At 56.5% G+C, this 15,387-nt stretch carries 16 protein-coding genes; all 16 read right to left on the bottom strand.

Annotated elements, in window-relative coordinates:
* Position 1: 1 nt before the first annotated feature.
* Positions 2 to 1,198 (bottom strand): NADH-quinone oxidoreductase subunit C, encoded by a 1,197-nt coding sequence (locus G3578_RS10415; protein ID WP_346773995.1) that lies wholly within the window; start codon positions 1,196 to 1,198, stop codon positions 2 to 4.
* Positions 1,195 to 1,713 (bottom strand): NuoB/complex I 20 kDa subunit family protein, encoded by a 519-nt coding sequence (locus tag G3578_RS10410; RefSeq protein WP_165212364.1) that lies wholly within the window; start codon positions 1,711 to 1,713, stop codon positions 1,195 to 1,197. The genes G3578_RS10415 and G3578_RS10410 overlap by 4 nt, the downstream gene beginning before the upstream one ends.
* Positions 1,704 to 2,075 carry an NADH-quinone oxidoreductase subunit A gene (locus G3578_RS10405; protein ID WP_165212362.1) on the bottom strand — a complete coding sequence of 124 codons (372 nt, stop codon included), beginning with the start codon at positions 2,073 to 2,075 and terminating at the stop codon, positions 1,704 to 1,706. Before G3578_RS10405 ends, G3578_RS10410 begins: the two co-directional genes overlap by 10 nt.
* A 450-nt stretch (positions 2,076 to 2,525) precedes the next feature.
* Positions 2,526 to 3,266 (bottom strand): DUF6042 family protein, encoded by a 741-nt coding sequence (locus tag G3578_RS10400; RefSeq protein ID WP_165212360.1) that lies wholly within the window; start codon positions 3,264 to 3,266, stop codon positions 2,526 to 2,528.
* A 158-nt stretch (positions 3,267 to 3,424) separates the two neighbouring features.
* Positions 3,425 to 3,829: a F0F1 ATP synthase subunit epsilon gene (locus tag G3578_RS10395; protein ID WP_165212358.1), complete on the bottom strand. Its 405-nt coding sequence runs from the start codon at positions 3,827 to 3,829 to the stop codon at positions 3,425 to 3,427.
* 28 nt (positions 3,830 to 3,857) lie between these two features.
* Complete coding sequence (atpD, locus tag G3578_RS10390) at positions 3,858 to 5,267, bottom strand: F0F1 ATP synthase subunit beta (RefSeq protein WP_165212356.1); 1,410 nt, start codon at positions 5,265 to 5,267, stop codon at positions 3,858 to 3,860.
* Between the two features lie 36 nt (positions 5,268 to 5,303).
* Positions 5,304 to 6,167 (bottom strand): ATP synthase F1 subunit gamma, encoded by an 864-nt coding sequence (gene atpG / locus G3578_RS10385; RefSeq protein ID WP_165212354.1) that lies wholly within the window; start codon positions 6,165 to 6,167, stop codon positions 5,304 to 5,306.
* An 84-nt stretch (positions 6,168 to 6,251) separates the two neighbouring features.
* Positions 6,252 to 7,763: a F0F1 ATP synthase subunit alpha gene (atpA, locus tag G3578_RS10380; protein ID WP_165212352.1), complete on the bottom strand. Its 1,512-nt coding sequence runs from the start codon at positions 7,761 to 7,763 to the stop codon at positions 6,252 to 6,254.
* 27 nt (positions 7,764 to 7,790) lie between these two features.
* Positions 7,791 to 8,318: a F0F1 ATP synthase subunit delta gene (locus tag G3578_RS10375; protein ID WP_165212350.1), complete on the bottom strand. Its 528-nt coding sequence runs from the start codon at positions 8,316 to 8,318 to the stop codon at positions 7,791 to 7,793.
* Positions 8,315 to 8,818 carry a F0F1 ATP synthase subunit B gene (atpF, locus tag G3578_RS10370; RefSeq protein ID WP_165212348.1) on the bottom strand — a complete coding sequence of 168 codons (504 nt, stop codon included), beginning with the start codon at positions 8,816 to 8,818 and terminating at the stop codon, positions 8,315 to 8,317. The genes G3578_RS10375 and atpF overlap by 4 nt, the downstream gene beginning before the upstream one ends.
* Before the next feature lie 100 nt (positions 8,819 to 8,918).
* Entirely contained in the window at positions 8,919 to 9,143 is a 225-nt protein-coding gene (gene atpE, locus G3578_RS10365) for a F0F1 ATP synthase subunit C (protein WP_165212346.1), read from the bottom strand.
* A gap of 44 nt (positions 9,144 to 9,187) precedes the next feature.
* A complete protein-coding gene (gene atpB, locus G3578_RS10360) occupies positions 9,188 to 9,979 on the bottom strand; it encodes a F0F1 ATP synthase subunit A (RefSeq protein ID WP_165212344.1) in 792 nt (263 codons plus the stop codon).
* Between the two features lie 76 nt (positions 9,980 to 10,055).
* Positions 10,056 to 10,424, bottom strand: coding sequence for an ATP synthase subunit I (locus G3578_RS10355; RefSeq protein ID WP_165212342.1), 369 nt, complete (start codon positions 10,422 to 10,424; stop codon positions 10,056 to 10,058).
* Positions 10,425 to 10,435: 11 nt separating this feature from the next.
* Positions 10,436 to 10,645 (bottom strand): AtpZ/AtpI family protein, encoded by a 210-nt coding sequence (locus G3578_RS10350; protein ID WP_165212340.1) that lies wholly within the window; start codon positions 10,643 to 10,645, stop codon positions 10,436 to 10,438.
* A gap of 145 nt (positions 10,646 to 10,790) precedes the next feature.
* Positions 10,791 to 11,981 carry an acetyl-CoA C-acetyltransferase gene (locus tag G3578_RS10345; RefSeq protein ID WP_165212338.1) on the bottom strand — a complete coding sequence of 397 codons (1,191 nt, stop codon included), beginning with the start codon at positions 11,979 to 11,981 and terminating at the stop codon, positions 10,791 to 10,793.
* A gap of 129 nt (positions 11,982 to 12,110) precedes the next feature.
* A complete protein-coding gene (locus G3578_RS10340) occupies positions 12,111 to 15,278 on the bottom strand; it encodes a phosphodiester glycosidase family protein (protein WP_165212336.1) in 3,168 nt (1,055 codons plus the stop codon).
* Positions 15,279 to 15,387 lie beyond the last annotated feature (109 nt).

The raw sequence follows: 15,387 nt of genomic DNA, 5'->3' as shown, positions 1-15,387 counted from the left end.
TCTACACCTCCTCGTCGTATGGCACGTAATCTTTGCGCAGCGGATGACCTACCCAGTCATCCGGCAGCATGATTCGACGCAAATCGCTATGTCCCGGGAAATAAATGCCGAGCAGGTCGTATGTTTCCCGTTCGTTCCAGTTGGCGCCGCTCCAGATATCCATGACGGAAGCGACTGTCGGCTCTTCCCGACTCGTTTTTACCTTGACGGCCAGGCTTTGTCGATTCTTGTACGAATAGAAGTGATAATACACTTCCATCCGGTCTTCGTAATCGACACCGTGCAGATTGGATAGATAGTCAAAGGCCAGCTGCTCGTCTTCTTTCAAAAAGCGGGCGACATCATGCCACGCTTCGTTTTTGATGATCAGCGTCGGCACTTCTTTCGCCAGTTCATTAATATAGGAAGCTTCGATCACGTCGGCACCAAATTTCTCCGTGATCCGCTTCACATACAGATCCAGATATGGCTGGTTCTTGGACGGAGCTTTCGGGGCTGCGTCGGCTTCGGCCGCTTCACCGCCTGCCGCCTTGGCTTTCGCTGCCGCTGCGGCGGCGGCTGCGGCTTTCGCTTTTGCTGCGGCTGCGGCTTTCGCCTTGGCGTCCGCATCGTCACCGCCTGCTTCGGCGGCTCCCCCTTCCGCCGCTTCTCTGGCCGCCTTGGCTTTTGCTGCCGCTGCGGCGGCTGCTGCAGCTTTCGCTTTGGCTGCGGCTTTCGCCTTGGCGTCCGCATCGTCACCGCCTGCTTCGGCGGCTCCCCCTTCCGCCGCTTCTCTGGCCGCCTTGGCTTTTGCTGCCGCTGCGGCAGCTGCTGCAGCTTTCGCTTTTGCCGCAGCTGCGGCTTTCGCCTTGGCATCTGCATCGTCACCGCCTGCAGCCGGAGTCGTCCCGGCGGCTGGTGCCGCACCGGCTTCCGCTGCTTCTCGTGCGGCTTTAGCTTTTGCAGCCGCTGCCGCCGCTGCTGCCGCCTTTGCCTTGGCCGCTGCTTCGGCCTTCGCTTTCGCCAGATCATCCGGTGTCGGGGCCGGTTTGCTCTCCTCCGTGTTCTCACCAGCGGAAGAAGCGACTGCTTCGGAAGCACTCGCCTGCAAGGTTTGCCCTTCTTCTTTCATTTTGCGCAGAGCTTCCGCTTTCGCTTTCGCTTCTGCGGCCGCCCGAGCCTTCTCCTCGGGGGTAGGCTTGCGTTTTTCCTCAGTCACTGACTGGTCACCCGCTTTCCAGTCTTCGCCTCGTAGCGAATCTTCTCTTGCAGTTTGTTGATCCCGTAGATCAGCGCAGCCGGATTGGGGGGGCATCCCGGAATATATACGTCAACAGGGACGATCTGGTCCACCCCTTTGACCACGCTGTACGATTTGATATAGGGGCCGCCCGCTGTCGCACAGGATCCCATGGCGATCACCCATTTCGGCTCCGCCATCTGATCGTACAGGCGGCGCAGCAGGGGCGCCATCTTTTTCGTAACCGTCCCGGATACGATCATCAGGTCGGACTGCCGTGGCGACGCCCGGAAGATGACGCCAAAGCGGTCCAGGTCAAACCGGGAACCGCCCGTTCCCATCATTTCGATGGCGCAGCATGCCAAACCAAAGGTAAGCGGCCAGAGGGAGTTGCTGCGCACCCAGCCTTTCACTGTCTCCAATGTCGTGAAGAGGACATTGCGGTTCAGCTCTTCTTGCAGTTCAGGTGCGATGCTTTGCAGATCTAGTTCCATTCCAGCACCTTCTTTCTCCAGGCATAGATGAGTCCAATCACCAGCAGCACGATGAAAATCACCATTTCCACCAAGGCAAAGAGCCCCAGCTTGTTGTAGGCGACAGCCCACGGATACAGGAACAATGTTTCCACATCAAAAATGACGAACAACAGCGCAAAGATGTAATACTTTACGTTAAAACGAACCCAACTGTCGCCAACCGGAATGTTACCGCTCTCATAAGTGGTCAGTTTCTCCGGCGTGGGATTGTTGGGCCGTACCAATGGACCAATGATGCTTACCGTAACGACCGGAAGCAGCACGCCAAGGAATAAAAAAATGGCAACAATGACATAGTTGTTGGCATAGATGGCACTCACAACTGTTTCCCCTCCGCCTACGCTGGAATGAGTTCAAAAATACCTTCATTATTATAACAAACCGGATATAGCGGTGTCTAACGAAAGCAGTTCCTTTCCCATGAGCTGTCAAAATTTTTTTGCACGAAAAAAACTTAGGAAAGAGGTTCCTAAGTTTCCGTGCAGACAAAGTCCTTCCTGTCATGGCTGATGGCTCCTGCTCGCTCTCTTGACGCCCCGCGAAGAAGCTGGTTTTTGTCCGCTCCGAAACGCGACGCGGGCAGGGGGCTCAACATCTGGGTGTTCCAGGGATGTGAGACTCACGCCCCCTGTGGCCCCCGCGTCTTCGTTTCTCCGCTGGGTTGGTCGTCAAGGAGCTCGCCTGGCCCCATCACGCCATGCCTCAAACAGAAGTTTGTCATCAGTCTAACTCTTAGGAGACGTTCCTAAGTTTTTTCGATTCGGTTCTTTTTACTGCACTGTCTGTGCATATTGGTCGCCCAGGAAATCTTCGTAAATCCGCTCCCATACGACCGTAAACTCCATCTTCTGATCATCCGGGATGTCGAGCATGTTCTCGATCGGCTCCTGCAGATACGGCGTCAGCTTGATCAGCACTTCTGCCAGCATGGCATCGTTGGTTTTCAGCAATTCCTTCATCTCTGCCTTGGACATGCGGAAGGTGTTGTCATCCTTCTCGTGCAGCGCCAGTACCAGACGGCTGAACACCGGATGAACGAGGGTTTCCAGCTTGATATGATTCAAGGCGAACTTCTCGGCGTCGCTCAGCACAAACAAGTCCTGGACATCCGGGAACGGTTCGATCGGCACATCCCACACCTCTCCCTTGTCCAGCACAAGCCCCCATTTTTCAAACAGCTGGATGGCTTCCTCGCGGCTCGCCGGATAGGTATAGTTGGAACGCTCCAGAAACGCTTTGTGCTTCTCCAGCAATTTTTTATAGGCTTCCAGGTCTGCTTCCGATTTGAACATCGACTTTTTGGGTTTGGCAAAAGTTCCCTTCAGTCCTTTGATGCCATCCAGCGCTTTTGTCATTTCTTCCTTGGAATCATATTGGGAAACAACATAGCACATGGATTGGAACAGAACCTTCATCTCATGTGACAGGATGCTGGACCAGCCGTTTGCCGTAAAACCGGTGGGAATCACGGTTTCTTCCTTATTCTTTCTTACATCGCGAATGGTTTGCATGAATTCACTCTCCTTTTCCCGCGCACACTGCCTGCCCAAGGCACCGCCATGTGGGACATCTCATGGCGCATCAGGTTTATTATATACATAACCGCACGCCAATTACCAATGCATATGCGGAAAAATCCCCGCCACCCAAACGGTGCGGGGATTTCTGCTTACCGGTTATCGGCCACATCGAGACGCGCCATAGCCCGTTGGAGGGCCAACTCGGCACGGCGAACGTCGAGATCCGGATGTCTTTCGCTCAGACGCTGCTCCGCGCGGGCTTTCGCCGCCTTGGCACGGGCAACATCGATATCCTCCGGCCGTTCAGCCGTCTCGGCGATGATCGTGACTTTGTCGCCGCGAACTTCCATGAAGCCGCCGCTAACCGCCATCTTGATCTCTTTGTCACCTTCTGTTTTGATCCGAACAGGCGCAATCTTCAGCGGAGTTACGAGCGGCATGTGGTTCGGCAGGATGCCGAGGTCCCCCTCCACGCCGCGAGCGATCACCATGCTGGCTTCGCCGCTGTAGACAACCCGTTCAGGAGTAACAACTTCCACTGTCATTGTACTCACTTGCTTGTCTCCCCTTTCCAGGGTTGTCTTACATCATGGTTTTTGCTTTTTCAACGGCTTCTTCGATCGTACCTACATAGAGGAATGCGGCTTCCGGCAGATGATCGTGCTTGCCTTCCAGAATCTCCTTGAAGCTGCGAACCGTATCCTTAAGCGGCACGTATTTGCCCGGGTTGCCTGTAAACTGCTCCGCAACGTGGAACGGTTGAGACAGGAAGCGCTCGATGCGGCGTGCGCGTGCCACGATTTGCTTGTCCTCGTCGCTCAATTCGTCCATACCCAGGATCGCGATGATATCTTGCAACTCTTTGTAACGCTGCAGGATTTTTTGCACCCCGCGGGCTACTTCGTAGTGTTCTTGTCCCACGATATCCGGGGAGAGGGCACGCGACGTGGAAGCAAGCGGGTCTACCGCAGGGAAGATCCCTTTCTCGGCGATGGAACGCTCCAGGTTGGTGGTGGCGTCCAAGTGCGCGAACGTGGTAGCCGGTGCCGGGTCGGTATAGTCGTCCGCCGGAACGTAAATCGCCTGGATCGAGGTAACGGAACCTTTTTTGGTCGAGGTAATGCGCTCTTGCAGCTGACCCATTTCCGTTGCCAGGGTTGGCTGGTAACCTACCGCGGACGGCATGCGGCCCAGCAGCGCGGATACCTCGGAACCTGCCTGCGTGAAACGGAAGATGTTGTCGATAAAGAGAAGCACGTCGCGGCCTTCTTCATCACGGAAATACTCCGCCATGGTCAGACCGGTCAGCGCCACGCGAAGACGTGCGCCCGGCGGTTCGTTCATCTGGCCGAACACCATCGCGGTTTTCGGCAGAACGCCCGCATCTTTCATCTCATGGTACAGGTCGTTCCCTTCACGGGTACGCTCCCCTACGCCGGCGAATACAGAGATACCGCCGTGCTCCTGCGCGATGTTGTTGATCAGCTCTTGAATGGTGACGGTTTTTCCTACACCAGCACCACCGAACAGACCGATCTTGCCCCCCTTGATGTATGGAGCAAGCAGGTCAATCACCTTGATCCCGGTTTCCAGAATTTCCACCTGGGTGGCTTGTTCCACAAACTCAGGCGCCTTGCGGTGAATCGGGTCGCGGCGTTCCACTTCGCCCAGTTCCTTCAGGTCGATCGGTTCTCCCAGCACGTTGAATACGCGCCCCAGCGTGACAGGTCCAACCGGAACGGAGATCGGGCTGCCTGTATCAACGGCTTCCATCCCGCGAACAAGACCGTCAGTAGATGCCATCGCAACCGTACGCACCAAGTTGTCGCCCAGATGAACCGCAACTTCAACGGTCAAGTCGATGTCGCGTTCTCCAGCGTTTTGCGCTTTATGTTGAATTTTGATCGCATTGTAAATGGCAGGCAGGTATCCACGTTCGAACTCAATGTCGACAACAGGACCCATTACCTGTACCACGCGTCCTTTCGCCATCTTACTTCTTCCCTCCTATGAAAGCTGATATGGAAGTTACGCTTGTGCGTTGGCACCGGCAACAATCTCAGAAATCTCTTGTGTAATGGCCGCTTGACGGGCACGGTTGTATTCCAGGGTATAACGGTCGATCATCTCGGATGCGTTATCCGTTGCGTTGCCCATCGCTGTCATTTGCGCTCCCCACTGGGATGCCTTGGCATCCAGAAGCGCGCTGTACACGAGTGTTTCCGCATATTTGGGCAGCAGAACGGCGAGTACTTCTTCCGCAGACGGCTCATACTCGTAATTTACCTTGCGATCCGCATTTCCTCCGACAGCGTCCAAAGGCAGCAAGCGGGTTATGGTCGGGATTTGGGAAATCGCGCTGCGGAACTCGTTGTAGCAAATATAGAGCTCATCGATCTGCCCTGTTGCAAACAACTCGACCGCACCGCTGGCGATTTTCTTGATGTCGGCAAAGGTTGGGGTCTCCGGGAGACCGACGACTTCCTCAATCACCGGATAGTTGCGCTTGCGGAAATAATCGCGGCCTTTCCGCCCGATCACAAAGATCGCATATTCGTCTTTTGACTTGTGCTTCTCATCGATGGTCTGCAGCACCTTGCGGATCATGTTCGCGTTGTATCCGCCGACAAGACCGCGATCGGAGGTGATGACAATATACCCGGTTTTCTTCACAGGCCGGGACTGCAGCATGGGATGCTTCACGGCTGTCGTACCGCTCGCGATGCTGGCAATGATCTCCTGGATCTTGTTGGCGTACGGGCGTGCTGCTTCCGCCTTCTCCTGCGCACGGCGCAGTTTGGCGGCCGCTACCATCTTCATCGCCTTCGTGATCTGACGCGTATTCTTTACGCTTTTGATACGCCGGCGCAATTCGCGTGTTCCTTTCGCCACTCGTTTTTCACCACCTTGGGGACGCCCGCCAAGCCGCAGGGCCGGCGGGCATCAGATGTCTATCTCCTCACGATTCCTTCGTTCTTACTTCGTTACCGCAAAACCTTTTTTGAACTCTTCAACCGCCGCATTCAGTTCCTTTTCATCCGGCAGGTCTTTCGTCGTACGGATGTGCTCCAGCAGCTGCGGCTTGTTGGACTCCACGAAAGCGAGCCATTCTTTCTCGAAGCGGCGTACATCCTCGACCGGAATATCATCCAGGTAGCCTTTCACCGCTACATAGATGGAAACTACCTGCTTCTCCACCGGCATCGGTTCGAATTGGCCCTGTTTCAGGATTTCCATCAGGCGCTGACCACGGGTCAAACGGGCCTGGGTTGCTTTGTCCAGATCGGAACCGAACTGGGCAAAGGCAGCCAGTTCACGGTACTGCGCCAGTTCAAGCTTCAGCGAACCTGCAACCTTTTTCATCGCCTTGATCTGCGCATTACCACCCACGCGGGAAACGGAAATACCCGAGTTTACCGCAGGACGTTGACCGGCGTTGAACAGGTCGGTCTCCAGGAAGATCTGGCCGTCGGTAATGGAGATCACGTTGGTTGGAATGTAAGCAGACACGTCGCCTGCCTGCGTTTCGATAAACGGCAGGGCGGTAATGGAGCCCGCGCCCAGTTCATCGGACAGTTTCGCCGCGCGCTCCAGCAGACGGGAGTGCAGATAGAATACGTCACCCGGATAAGCTTCGCGGCCCGGAGGACGGCGGAGCAGCAGGGACATTTCGCGGTAAGCCGCCGCCTGCTTGGACAGGTCATCGTACACGCAGAGGACATGTTGTCCCTTGTACATGAAGTATTCCGCCATGGTTACACCCGCGTACGGAGCCAGGTAAAGCAGCGGTGCCGGATCGGATGCCGTCGCGGATACGACGATGGTGTAATCAAGCGCCCCGTATTTGCGCAGGGTTTCGACCACACCGGCAACGGTCGATTGCTTCTGACCGATCGCCACGTAGATACAAATCATGCCGTTGCCTTTTTGGTTGATGATCGTGTCCAGCGCCACCGCGGTTTTCCCGGTTTGACGGTCACCGATGATCAGCTCGCGCTGGCCGCGACCGATCGGAATCATGGCGTCGATCGCCTTGATCCCCGTTTGCAGCGGCTCATGAACGGATTTCCGCGCCATGACGCCGGGAGCCGGGCTTTCAACCGGACGGAATTGCGTCGTGTTGATCGGGCCAAGACCATCGAGCGGTTGGCCGAGCGGGTTTACAACGCGGCCGATCAGCGCTTCGCCGACCGGAACTTCCATAATGCGGCCCGTGCGCTTCACGGTGTCGCCCTCTTTAATATCACGGAACGGTCCGAGAATCACGACACCCACGTTGTCTTCTTCCAAGTTGAGTACCATACCCATTACGCCATTTTGGAACTCGAGGAGCTCACCCTGCATGGCTTTTTCCAAACCGTGTACACGTGCGATACCGTCACCGACCTGGATAACGGAACCTACGTCTACCACTTCGATTTCAGCTTTATAATTAGCAATCCGCTCTTTCAGGAGGGAGCTAATCTCTTCAGGTCTGATTGCACTCACTTTCATTCACCCCATTCTTACCCACAATTAGAGTTGATGCGCAAATTGCTCCAGCCTTGTCTTGATGCTGCCGTCATAAAGCCGGTCGCCGATTTTCACCACGATGCCGCCCAGAATCGACGGATCCACCACGGTGTGGATGCGCAGTTTCTTATTCAGCACGTTGCCGAACCTTTCCGCGATCTGTGCCTTCTCCTCTTCGGACAATGCTTTGGCGGTGGTCACCACCGCATCGGCGATGCCGCGCTCCGCATTGGCCAGCTGGACATAGGCATAGGCGATGAGGGAAAGATCGGACTCGCGACCATTTTCGATCAGGATGTTCAGGAAGTTCATCGTCTCTTCCGCCAGATGCGCCTGGAAGAGGTCTTTCACCAACTCTTTTTTCGCGGTTGACGAAATGTGCGGGTGCATCAGCAGCTTTTCCAGATCGGCATTCTGTTTCACGGCATCGACGACGCTGTTCAATTCCGCTTCAATACGATCAATCAGCCCACGCTCTTTCGCCACCTCGTACAGGGCGCGAGCGTACCGTTTGCTTACACCGCCGCTCATAGGCGCTCTCCCACTTGTGCAAGAAACTTGTCAACGGCCTCTTTTTGCGCTGCTTCATCCAGCTCTTTTTCGATGATCTTGGACGCAAGCAGGACGGACAGGCCGGCCATTTGATCACGCAGTTCCGCTTTTGCCTTTTCCACTTCACGCGCGATGTCTGCGCTTGCATCCGCTTTCAGGCGTTCAGCGGTCGCCTGCGCTTCCGCGATGATGCGGGCCGCTTCATCGCTCGCTTGCTTGGCTGCACGATCCAGAATCGCTTTGGATTCGCTGCGCGCTTCATCGAGGACGCGACGCTGTTCAGCCAGGAGCGCTTCTGCCTCTTGACGGCTGCGCTCAGCGGTAGCAATTTCGTTTTCGATATGCTGGCGGCGTTTTTCCATCACGGCCATGATCGGACCCATGGCGAATTTGCGTACGGCCAGCAGCAAGATGATGAATACGATCAACTGGGTCAGCATCGTTCCCAATTCCAGGGAGATAGCCCCGTAATCGAGCATGTTGTTCACTCCTTCCTAACGCACAGGAGAATTAAATAATAGTACAAAGATAGAGGCGAAGGTCAAACCCCCGCCCATTTCCTACTGTTCAACTGCTCGCTTAGCCCAGGCGACCGAAGAGCATGAAACCGATCGCAACCGCGATAATCGGAACCGCCTCGACGAGACCCAGACCCAGGAACATCAGACCCATCAGGTTACCGCGCGCTTCAGGCTGACGAGCAACGCCTTCAATTGTACGGGAAATTACCACGGAGTTACCGATCGCTGCACCCAGAGCAGCGAGACCGAAAACGATACCAATTGCAAGTGCCAGATTGTCCATTGAAAAAATACCTCCTTAGGATTGTAAAAGAAATTTGGATTAGATTAATGGTGGTCATTCACTTTTTGGGAGATGTACACCATCGTAAGCGTTACGAAGATAAAGGCTTGGACAGAGCCGACGAAGACCGAGTAGCCCAGCCAGACAAAGAGCGGTACGGTACCAACGAGACCGACCCCCAGCAGGAAGGCAATCAGCACCTCGCCCGCAAAAATGTTACCGAATAGACGCAGCGGGAGTGTAAGCGGTTTAATGACGAAGTCCTCAAGGATATGAATCGGATTGAGGAACGTGCTCTTAAACCACTCGCCCGGATTTTTGCGGATTCCCAGGATATGCGCGTAAATCAGCACCAGCAGGGCCAGCGTGAAGGTCACACTCGCGGTCGCGGTCGGCGACTTCCACCAGGCCACCACCACGCCATGCGGGCTGTGCAGTTCTTCCTCAATGATCTTGGCCTTTTCCGCTGCCGCCTCAGGTGTGCCGGAGACAGTCAGCATGTCCTTGAAACTTGGGCTCAATTCGTGATGAACTGTATTGACATTAAACACGAGTCCCAACTGGTTCCCCAGGAAGATATACAGGAACAGGGTTAACCCGAGGGTAACAAACTTGGCGGCTGTTTTGGGCTCCATGAAGTTTTGGGTGATGCCGCTGACGAAGTCAACCACCCACTCCATCACGTTCTGCCCACCGCCCGGTACACCGGCGGTCAGCCTGCGTGTCAAACCTACCACCAGCAGAAAGACAAGCAGGGAGGTTACCACCATCATGATGATCGTCGGGATGTCAAACACCATGCCCATCCATTCTACACGCGGAGAAAAATGACCCATTCTCATTCACCCCTTTCTACCAAGCAAATAGTGTGTGCAAGAAAACGGAAATGACGAGTTCGAATTGGCTAAAACTCTATTTAAAGGAGCGGTACACAAAGTAAAATCCCAGCGCCTGAAACAGGAAAAGCCCGATCAATACGCCTGTCAAGGCAAAAAGGTGGGGAAAGCGAATGGTCAGGAACACAGCAAATGCAGCGATCAACAGCCGCTGCGCCATCCCGGTTCCACGCGGGCGGACAGCAGGATTTTCGGCCATCTGACCGATCCGCCATGTCTTATTGAGGAGAATGGAACCATTCAGGAGACTTCCCGCCATACCCAGCAGCAGCCCTTGTAAAAACAAGCGTTCTTGAGGCAACAGAGCCCAGAGTATCGCGGTCAAGGCGATACAGATCATCGCATAGCGAAAGGTCTTGCGCATCGCTTCGGCAAAATTGTGCATCTTCCGTCTCCCTAGAGGTACGTGCGGATCAAACGGTATACGCTGTAGACGCCGACACCAAGCCCCACAAGGAGACCCAGCATCAGAAACCACGGGCCGGTCGCATACATCCGGTCGATGTATTTCCCCAGCCAAACGCCTGCCACTACACACACAGCCAAATCGACGCCGATCAGACTGACCAATCCGATGGCCTGCCATGGTTTATCGAGCTTCGACAAGCGCTCATTCCCCTTTCAACATAAGGAGAGGGCAGGCGGCATAGCCCCTTTGCCCTCATCCATATTATCGAAGTTGTAACAGCTTTGTCAACTTGACCACCCTACAATACACAAAGCGTTCACAATTGCGTAAATCCGCTCGCTGTTACAGCTTTTCGACAATCGTCGCGACCCCTTGCCCCCCGCCGATGCAGAGGGTGGCCAGCCCGTACCTTGCCCCTTCCCGCTTCTGCAGCTCATGCACCAGCGTGACAAGGATGCGGGCGCCGCTTGCGCCGATCGGGTGACCCAGCGCGATCGCCCCGCCGTTGACATTCAGCTTGCTGCGATCGAAGCCAAGCTCCTTGCCGACGGCGAGAGATTGCGCGGCAAACGCCTCGTTCGCCTCGATCAGGTCGATCTGGTCAAGCGTCAGTCCCGCCTTTTCGAGAACGCGTTTGGTGGCGGGAACCGGTCCGATGCCCATGATGCTCGGATCAACGCCGGCGCTCGCGTTGGCAACGATCCGTGCCAGCGGCTTGAGCCCCAGTTCGTCTGCCTTTTCGCGCGACATGATCAGGAGGGCGGCTGCGCCATCGTTGATGCCCGATGCGTTGCCCGCCGTCACGGTTCCGTCTTTCTTGAAGGCGGGACGGAGCTTCGCGAGCGATTCGACCGTCACGCCCGCACGCGGGAACTCATCCTTGTCAAAAATGACCGGATCCCCTTTTTTCTGCGGGATGGTTACGGGGACGATCTCCTCCGCAAATCGTCCTTCCGCGATGGCCCGCTGCGCCTTCTCCTGGCTCCAGGCGGCGAACTCATCCTGTTCCTCGCGGGTCAGCCCGTAGCGGGTGCAGAGATTCTCCGCCGTGATGCCCATGTGGTAGTCGTTGAACGCACACCACAAACCGTCCCGGATCATCGAGTCCACCACCTTCTGATCCCCCATCCGGTACCCGCTGCGCGCCCCTTCCAGCAGGTAGGGCGCCTGGCTCATATTTTCCATGCCGCCGGCCAGCACCACGTCGGAATCGCCCGCGACAATCGCCTGCGCGGCGAGGTGGACGGCTTTCAGACCGGAACCGCACACCTTGTTGATGGTCATCGCCGGGATTTCCTGGGCCAATCCGGCCTGGATCGCCGCCTGACGGGCGGGATTTTGTCCGAGACCCGCCTGCAGGACATTGCCCATAATGACTTCGCTGACGGCTTCCTTGGCGACGCCCGCCTTTTCCAGCGCGCCTTCCAAGGCGATGGCCCCCAGCTTGGTAGCGCTTACATCCGCAAGCGACCCTTGAAAGCTTCCAATAGCGGTGCGCACCGCACTGACGATCACAACTTCTTTATGACTCATGATCAGCACTCCTCCTAAAATGAAGCAAAACTCTTCCCTTTATTCATTCGTCCCGGGCGGATGTTATTCCTGCCTCGTACCGCATGGAAAAAACCGCCTTCCCTCCGCTGAGGAAAGGCGGTCTTACTCTTACTGCTTCTCCAGGATGCGATACAGCGCCACCACGCAGACGGCGCGCGTCATCGGTTGGTTCGGGTTGAACCTGCCCGCTTCCGGATCGATCAGGCCGAGTCCCACCATGTTGGCAATGGCGGGGGCGGCCCATTTCGGCAGGCTTTTCTGGTCCGCCAGCGGCTTGGACGGCTGCGCCTTCTTGTTCAGGATGCGATCCAGAATCAAGGCGGCTTCCGCGCGGGTCACCGATTGGTTCGGACGGAATGTCTTATCCGGATAGCCTTTGACCAGTCCCTTGGACAGAGCAACCTGGACAGCCCCCTGCGCATAGGCCGGGATGGCATCCTTAAAGTTCAGCTTCGGTTTGTCCGGCAGCTTCCATTGGAAAGCGCGGGCAAGCAGCGTCACGAATTGGGCACGCGTCAGCGGCACTTCCGGTCCGAACAGATTGGTGTCCAATCCTTTAACCAATCCTTTTTTCGCGAGCGCCGTGATCTCTTCGCGGGCCGGATGGTTGATGATGTCGACGAACGGCACACCGGCAGGCGGATCCAGGTAATACGGGACATAGGTTCCGTAGGCGTTGAGCTGATACACCCAATTGCCGTTTGCATCCACTTCCCCGAGCAGCGGGTCAAGCGTATGGTTCGCTTCGTTGATATAGAGGAGGCCAACCCCTTTGCCCTTGATCCACTTCTTCGGTTTCAGCGTTACGGTGACAGGCTTCGTTGACAATTGATCCGGCTGTCCCGGTTTCAACACAGCCCCCTGCAGCGTAAAGGCATAATCGGCCGGTACATACCCGGGCAGCGGCTGCGGCACGATCGATTTGACATCCAGGCGCGCCTTTTGCAAGAAGGAGGCCGTCTGCTGCAGGGAGTAGCCGAGATCAAGCTCCTGGCCGAGCGAGAGGGTTCCCGGCGCCCCAGGCGTCACCTCTCTGCCCTTGGGTTCTGTCGCGGCATTGGACGGCAGGAGGAGCGAAACCTCATCAAAGTACAGGACGCCCTGATCGTGCGGATCATTGCTGCTTTCCGCCGGTGCCACAATGTAGATGCTCTTCAGCTGAAGCGGATAGGTGAGGCCGGCCGGGAAGTAGCCTTTGACCTGCTTCCACCCTGTCCAGTCGATCTCCTTGGCCAGATCGACATAGACCAGCTTGCCTTTCGCATCCACGATCTCCGAACGCAGCCAATGCTTGCTGTTATCCCCGTAGACCCAGAGGCCGATGCCGATCGGCTTGCCCGGGATCGTCTCGGGCTTCGCCCCTACACGGCCATAGGCAATGCGGACATCGGTTTCCGGCGCTCCGGACAGATTGTACGTCAGCTTCGCCGATTTCCGCGTGCGGAAAACGGGTTCTCCTCCCCCGGCGCTTACTGCCGTAAACGAACCGTAGTTGCTGAGGGAAGCCGGATATCCCACGTGGCTCATCGACGTCTGATTGTCAAAGGTCAGCCACGGAATTTCCACCTGGCCCACGATGATCGGAACGGTCGTGCTTACGCCATCGTAGGTGACGGTCAGGTTGGCCGTCCCCGCCTGTTCACCCGCGATCAGCTGCAGCTGATCGTTGGTGGTGACCACCGGCGAATCGGTATAAAGCTGGACGCTCCGTGGAGTGGCCGCGATCAGCTGTCCTTTTTTGGTCTTCACTTTGATGTCCAGCGTCAACACCTGACCCTGGGCCAGGTTGATGGGAGACGGGGAAACCAGCAGTTGGGCCACCTCTTGGCCGGAAATCACATGAATGTCACGCTGCTGCCTGATGCCGGCCGCTTCCGCGATGATGGTCGCGGTTCCCGAACGGGTCGCGGTGAAGCTCTCCTGCTCAAACGAACCGGAGTCGGACTGCCCCGCCTGCCATGTCACATCGGAAGCTTTCAGGGAGTATGGCAAATAGTGATTGTCCCAAGCCTTCACATCATATTTCACGGTCTGTCCGATCAGCACTTCCGCAGGACCGACGATGTTGAAGCCGGCCAGCACTCCCGGAGGAGCCGTGTTGTAGACAGCGATCCCTGTCGGTACGCGCCGCTCCGCCCCTCCGCTCGGCTGGTTGATCAGCTTCGCTTCGGTCTCCCCCAGCATGCGGGCCGCATGGGTGGTGGAACCGCCGCCGTCCAGGTTGATCGCCCGCCAGGAGCCGAGCTCCGCCATGATATCGGCCATTTCATCCAAATAAACCGGCTTGCTGCCGTCAACCGTCACGAGAAAGAGCGTTTTCCCGTCCTGGGTCACCCCCACCGCCGTGCGGGCATTGATCTGCTTGATATAGCTGTCTGTCGCAAACGAGGTAAGCGCCCGCCCCTGGTCGACCAGCAGCACGCTGCCCCCGACCGCCTGCGTCCAGTCCTTGTTGGTCGGCGTGGTCTGGTAGCTGATCTGGGCTGCTGCTCCGACCGGGAAGTTTTGCAGCAGGAAGGTGGCGGCCGGACCGTGTCCCCAGAGCACATACCCGTTCTCCGGAATCACGGCGCCCGGCTGATTGACGCGCACTTCCGTGGCCACGTTGTTGACAAACACCACTTCGACGACGTTCTGGTAGCCCGGGATCGCGCCAAGGCTGGTTTTTCCGAACCTCGGCGTGTAAAGGTTGAGCTGATTCAGGTGGCTCTTGCGTCCTTCACTCGGATTGTACTCCTCCTTGTTTACCCCCTGCAGCGGAAAAGAGGTGCCGTTCGGCGCGGTTACCTGCCCGCTGAAGCCGAAATGCTCGATCAAGGCCGTCTTGTCCGAGGTCAGCCCCAGGCTGTACCAGTACGAGATGAGACCCATGGAAGAGACCAGTTCCCTGTCCCGCATGACGATGCCAAACGGCGCTCCCCGCTTGGACATGTTGAAGAAGTCGGCATTGACCGCCGCGATGGCCCCCGTTTCTCTCGCCATCTGGGTGACGGTCTGCCGTTCCGTCAATTTTTGATTGGTGCCGTAGACCGGCTTTACTTCCACATACGGATTGTTCAGATCCACCTTGGTGACCATGATGGAAACTTGCTGGTCGCCGTAAGATTTCGTATATTTTTGCAGCATGGTGCCTTCCCCGATGGGCGTCTGCCAGGAAAGCGCCAATGCGCTGGTTTCCATTCGCGCGTACGCCACGTTGGCGGCCGCAGGAAAAAACGCCCCCCATGCCAACACGGAGGCCGTAATGAGCGACAGCGCTCTGCGTCTGCTGTTCATGTTGTCTTCTCCTCTCCCCTATCAACCTGTTCTCTGTTCTCTCAGTCTACCATCTAGTTAGACGCTGCTTGTAACCGGGAAGTTTCAAGGAATGAGAAAAAAAAGAGGC

It is taken from the genome of Brevibacillus sp. SYP-B805, assembly GCF_011059135.1.
GTDB lineage: Bacteria > Bacillota > Bacilli > Brevibacillales > Brevibacillaceae > Brevibacillus_F.
This window is presented reverse-complemented; position numbering and strand designations above follow the sequence as displayed.

Coding starts and splice junctions, on each gene's coding strand:
- G3578_RS10410 (WP_165212364.1), bottom strand. CDS start 1,713: ATGGAACTAGATCTGCAAAGCATCGCACCTGAACTGCAAGAAGAGCTG.
- G3578_RS10340 (WP_165212336.1), bottom strand. CDS start 15,278: ATGAACAGCAGACGCAGAGCGCTGTCGCTCATTACGGCCTCCGTGTTG.
- G3578_RS10345 (WP_165212338.1), bottom strand. CDS start 11,981: ATGAGTCATAAAGAAGTTGTGATCGTCAGTGCGGTGCGCACCGCTATT.
- atpF (WP_165212348.1), bottom strand. CDS start 8,818: ATGCTCGATTACGGGGCTATCTCCCTGGAATTGGGAACGATGCTGACC.
- atpD (WP_165212356.1), bottom strand. CDS start 5,267: ATGGCGAAAGGACGCGTGGTACAGGTAATGGGTCCTGTTGTCGACATT.
- G3578_RS10355 (WP_165212342.1), bottom strand. CDS start 10,424: ATGCACAATTTTGCCGAAGCGATGCGCAAGACCTTTCGCTATGCGATG.
- atpB (WP_165212344.1), bottom strand. CDS start 9,979: ATGGGTCATTTTTCTCCGCGTGTAGAATGGATGGGCATGGTGTTTGAC.
- G3578_RS10375 (WP_165212350.1), bottom strand. CDS start 8,318: ATGAGCGGCGGTGTAAGCAAACGGTACGCTCGCGCCCTGTACGAGGTG.
- G3578_RS10400 (WP_165212360.1), bottom strand. CDS start 3,266: ATGCAAACCATTCGCGATGTAAGAAAGAATAAGGAAGAAACCGTGATT.
- atpE (WP_165212346.1), bottom strand. CDS start 9,143: ATGGACAATCTGGCACTTGCAATTGGTATCGTTTTCGGTCTCGCTGCT.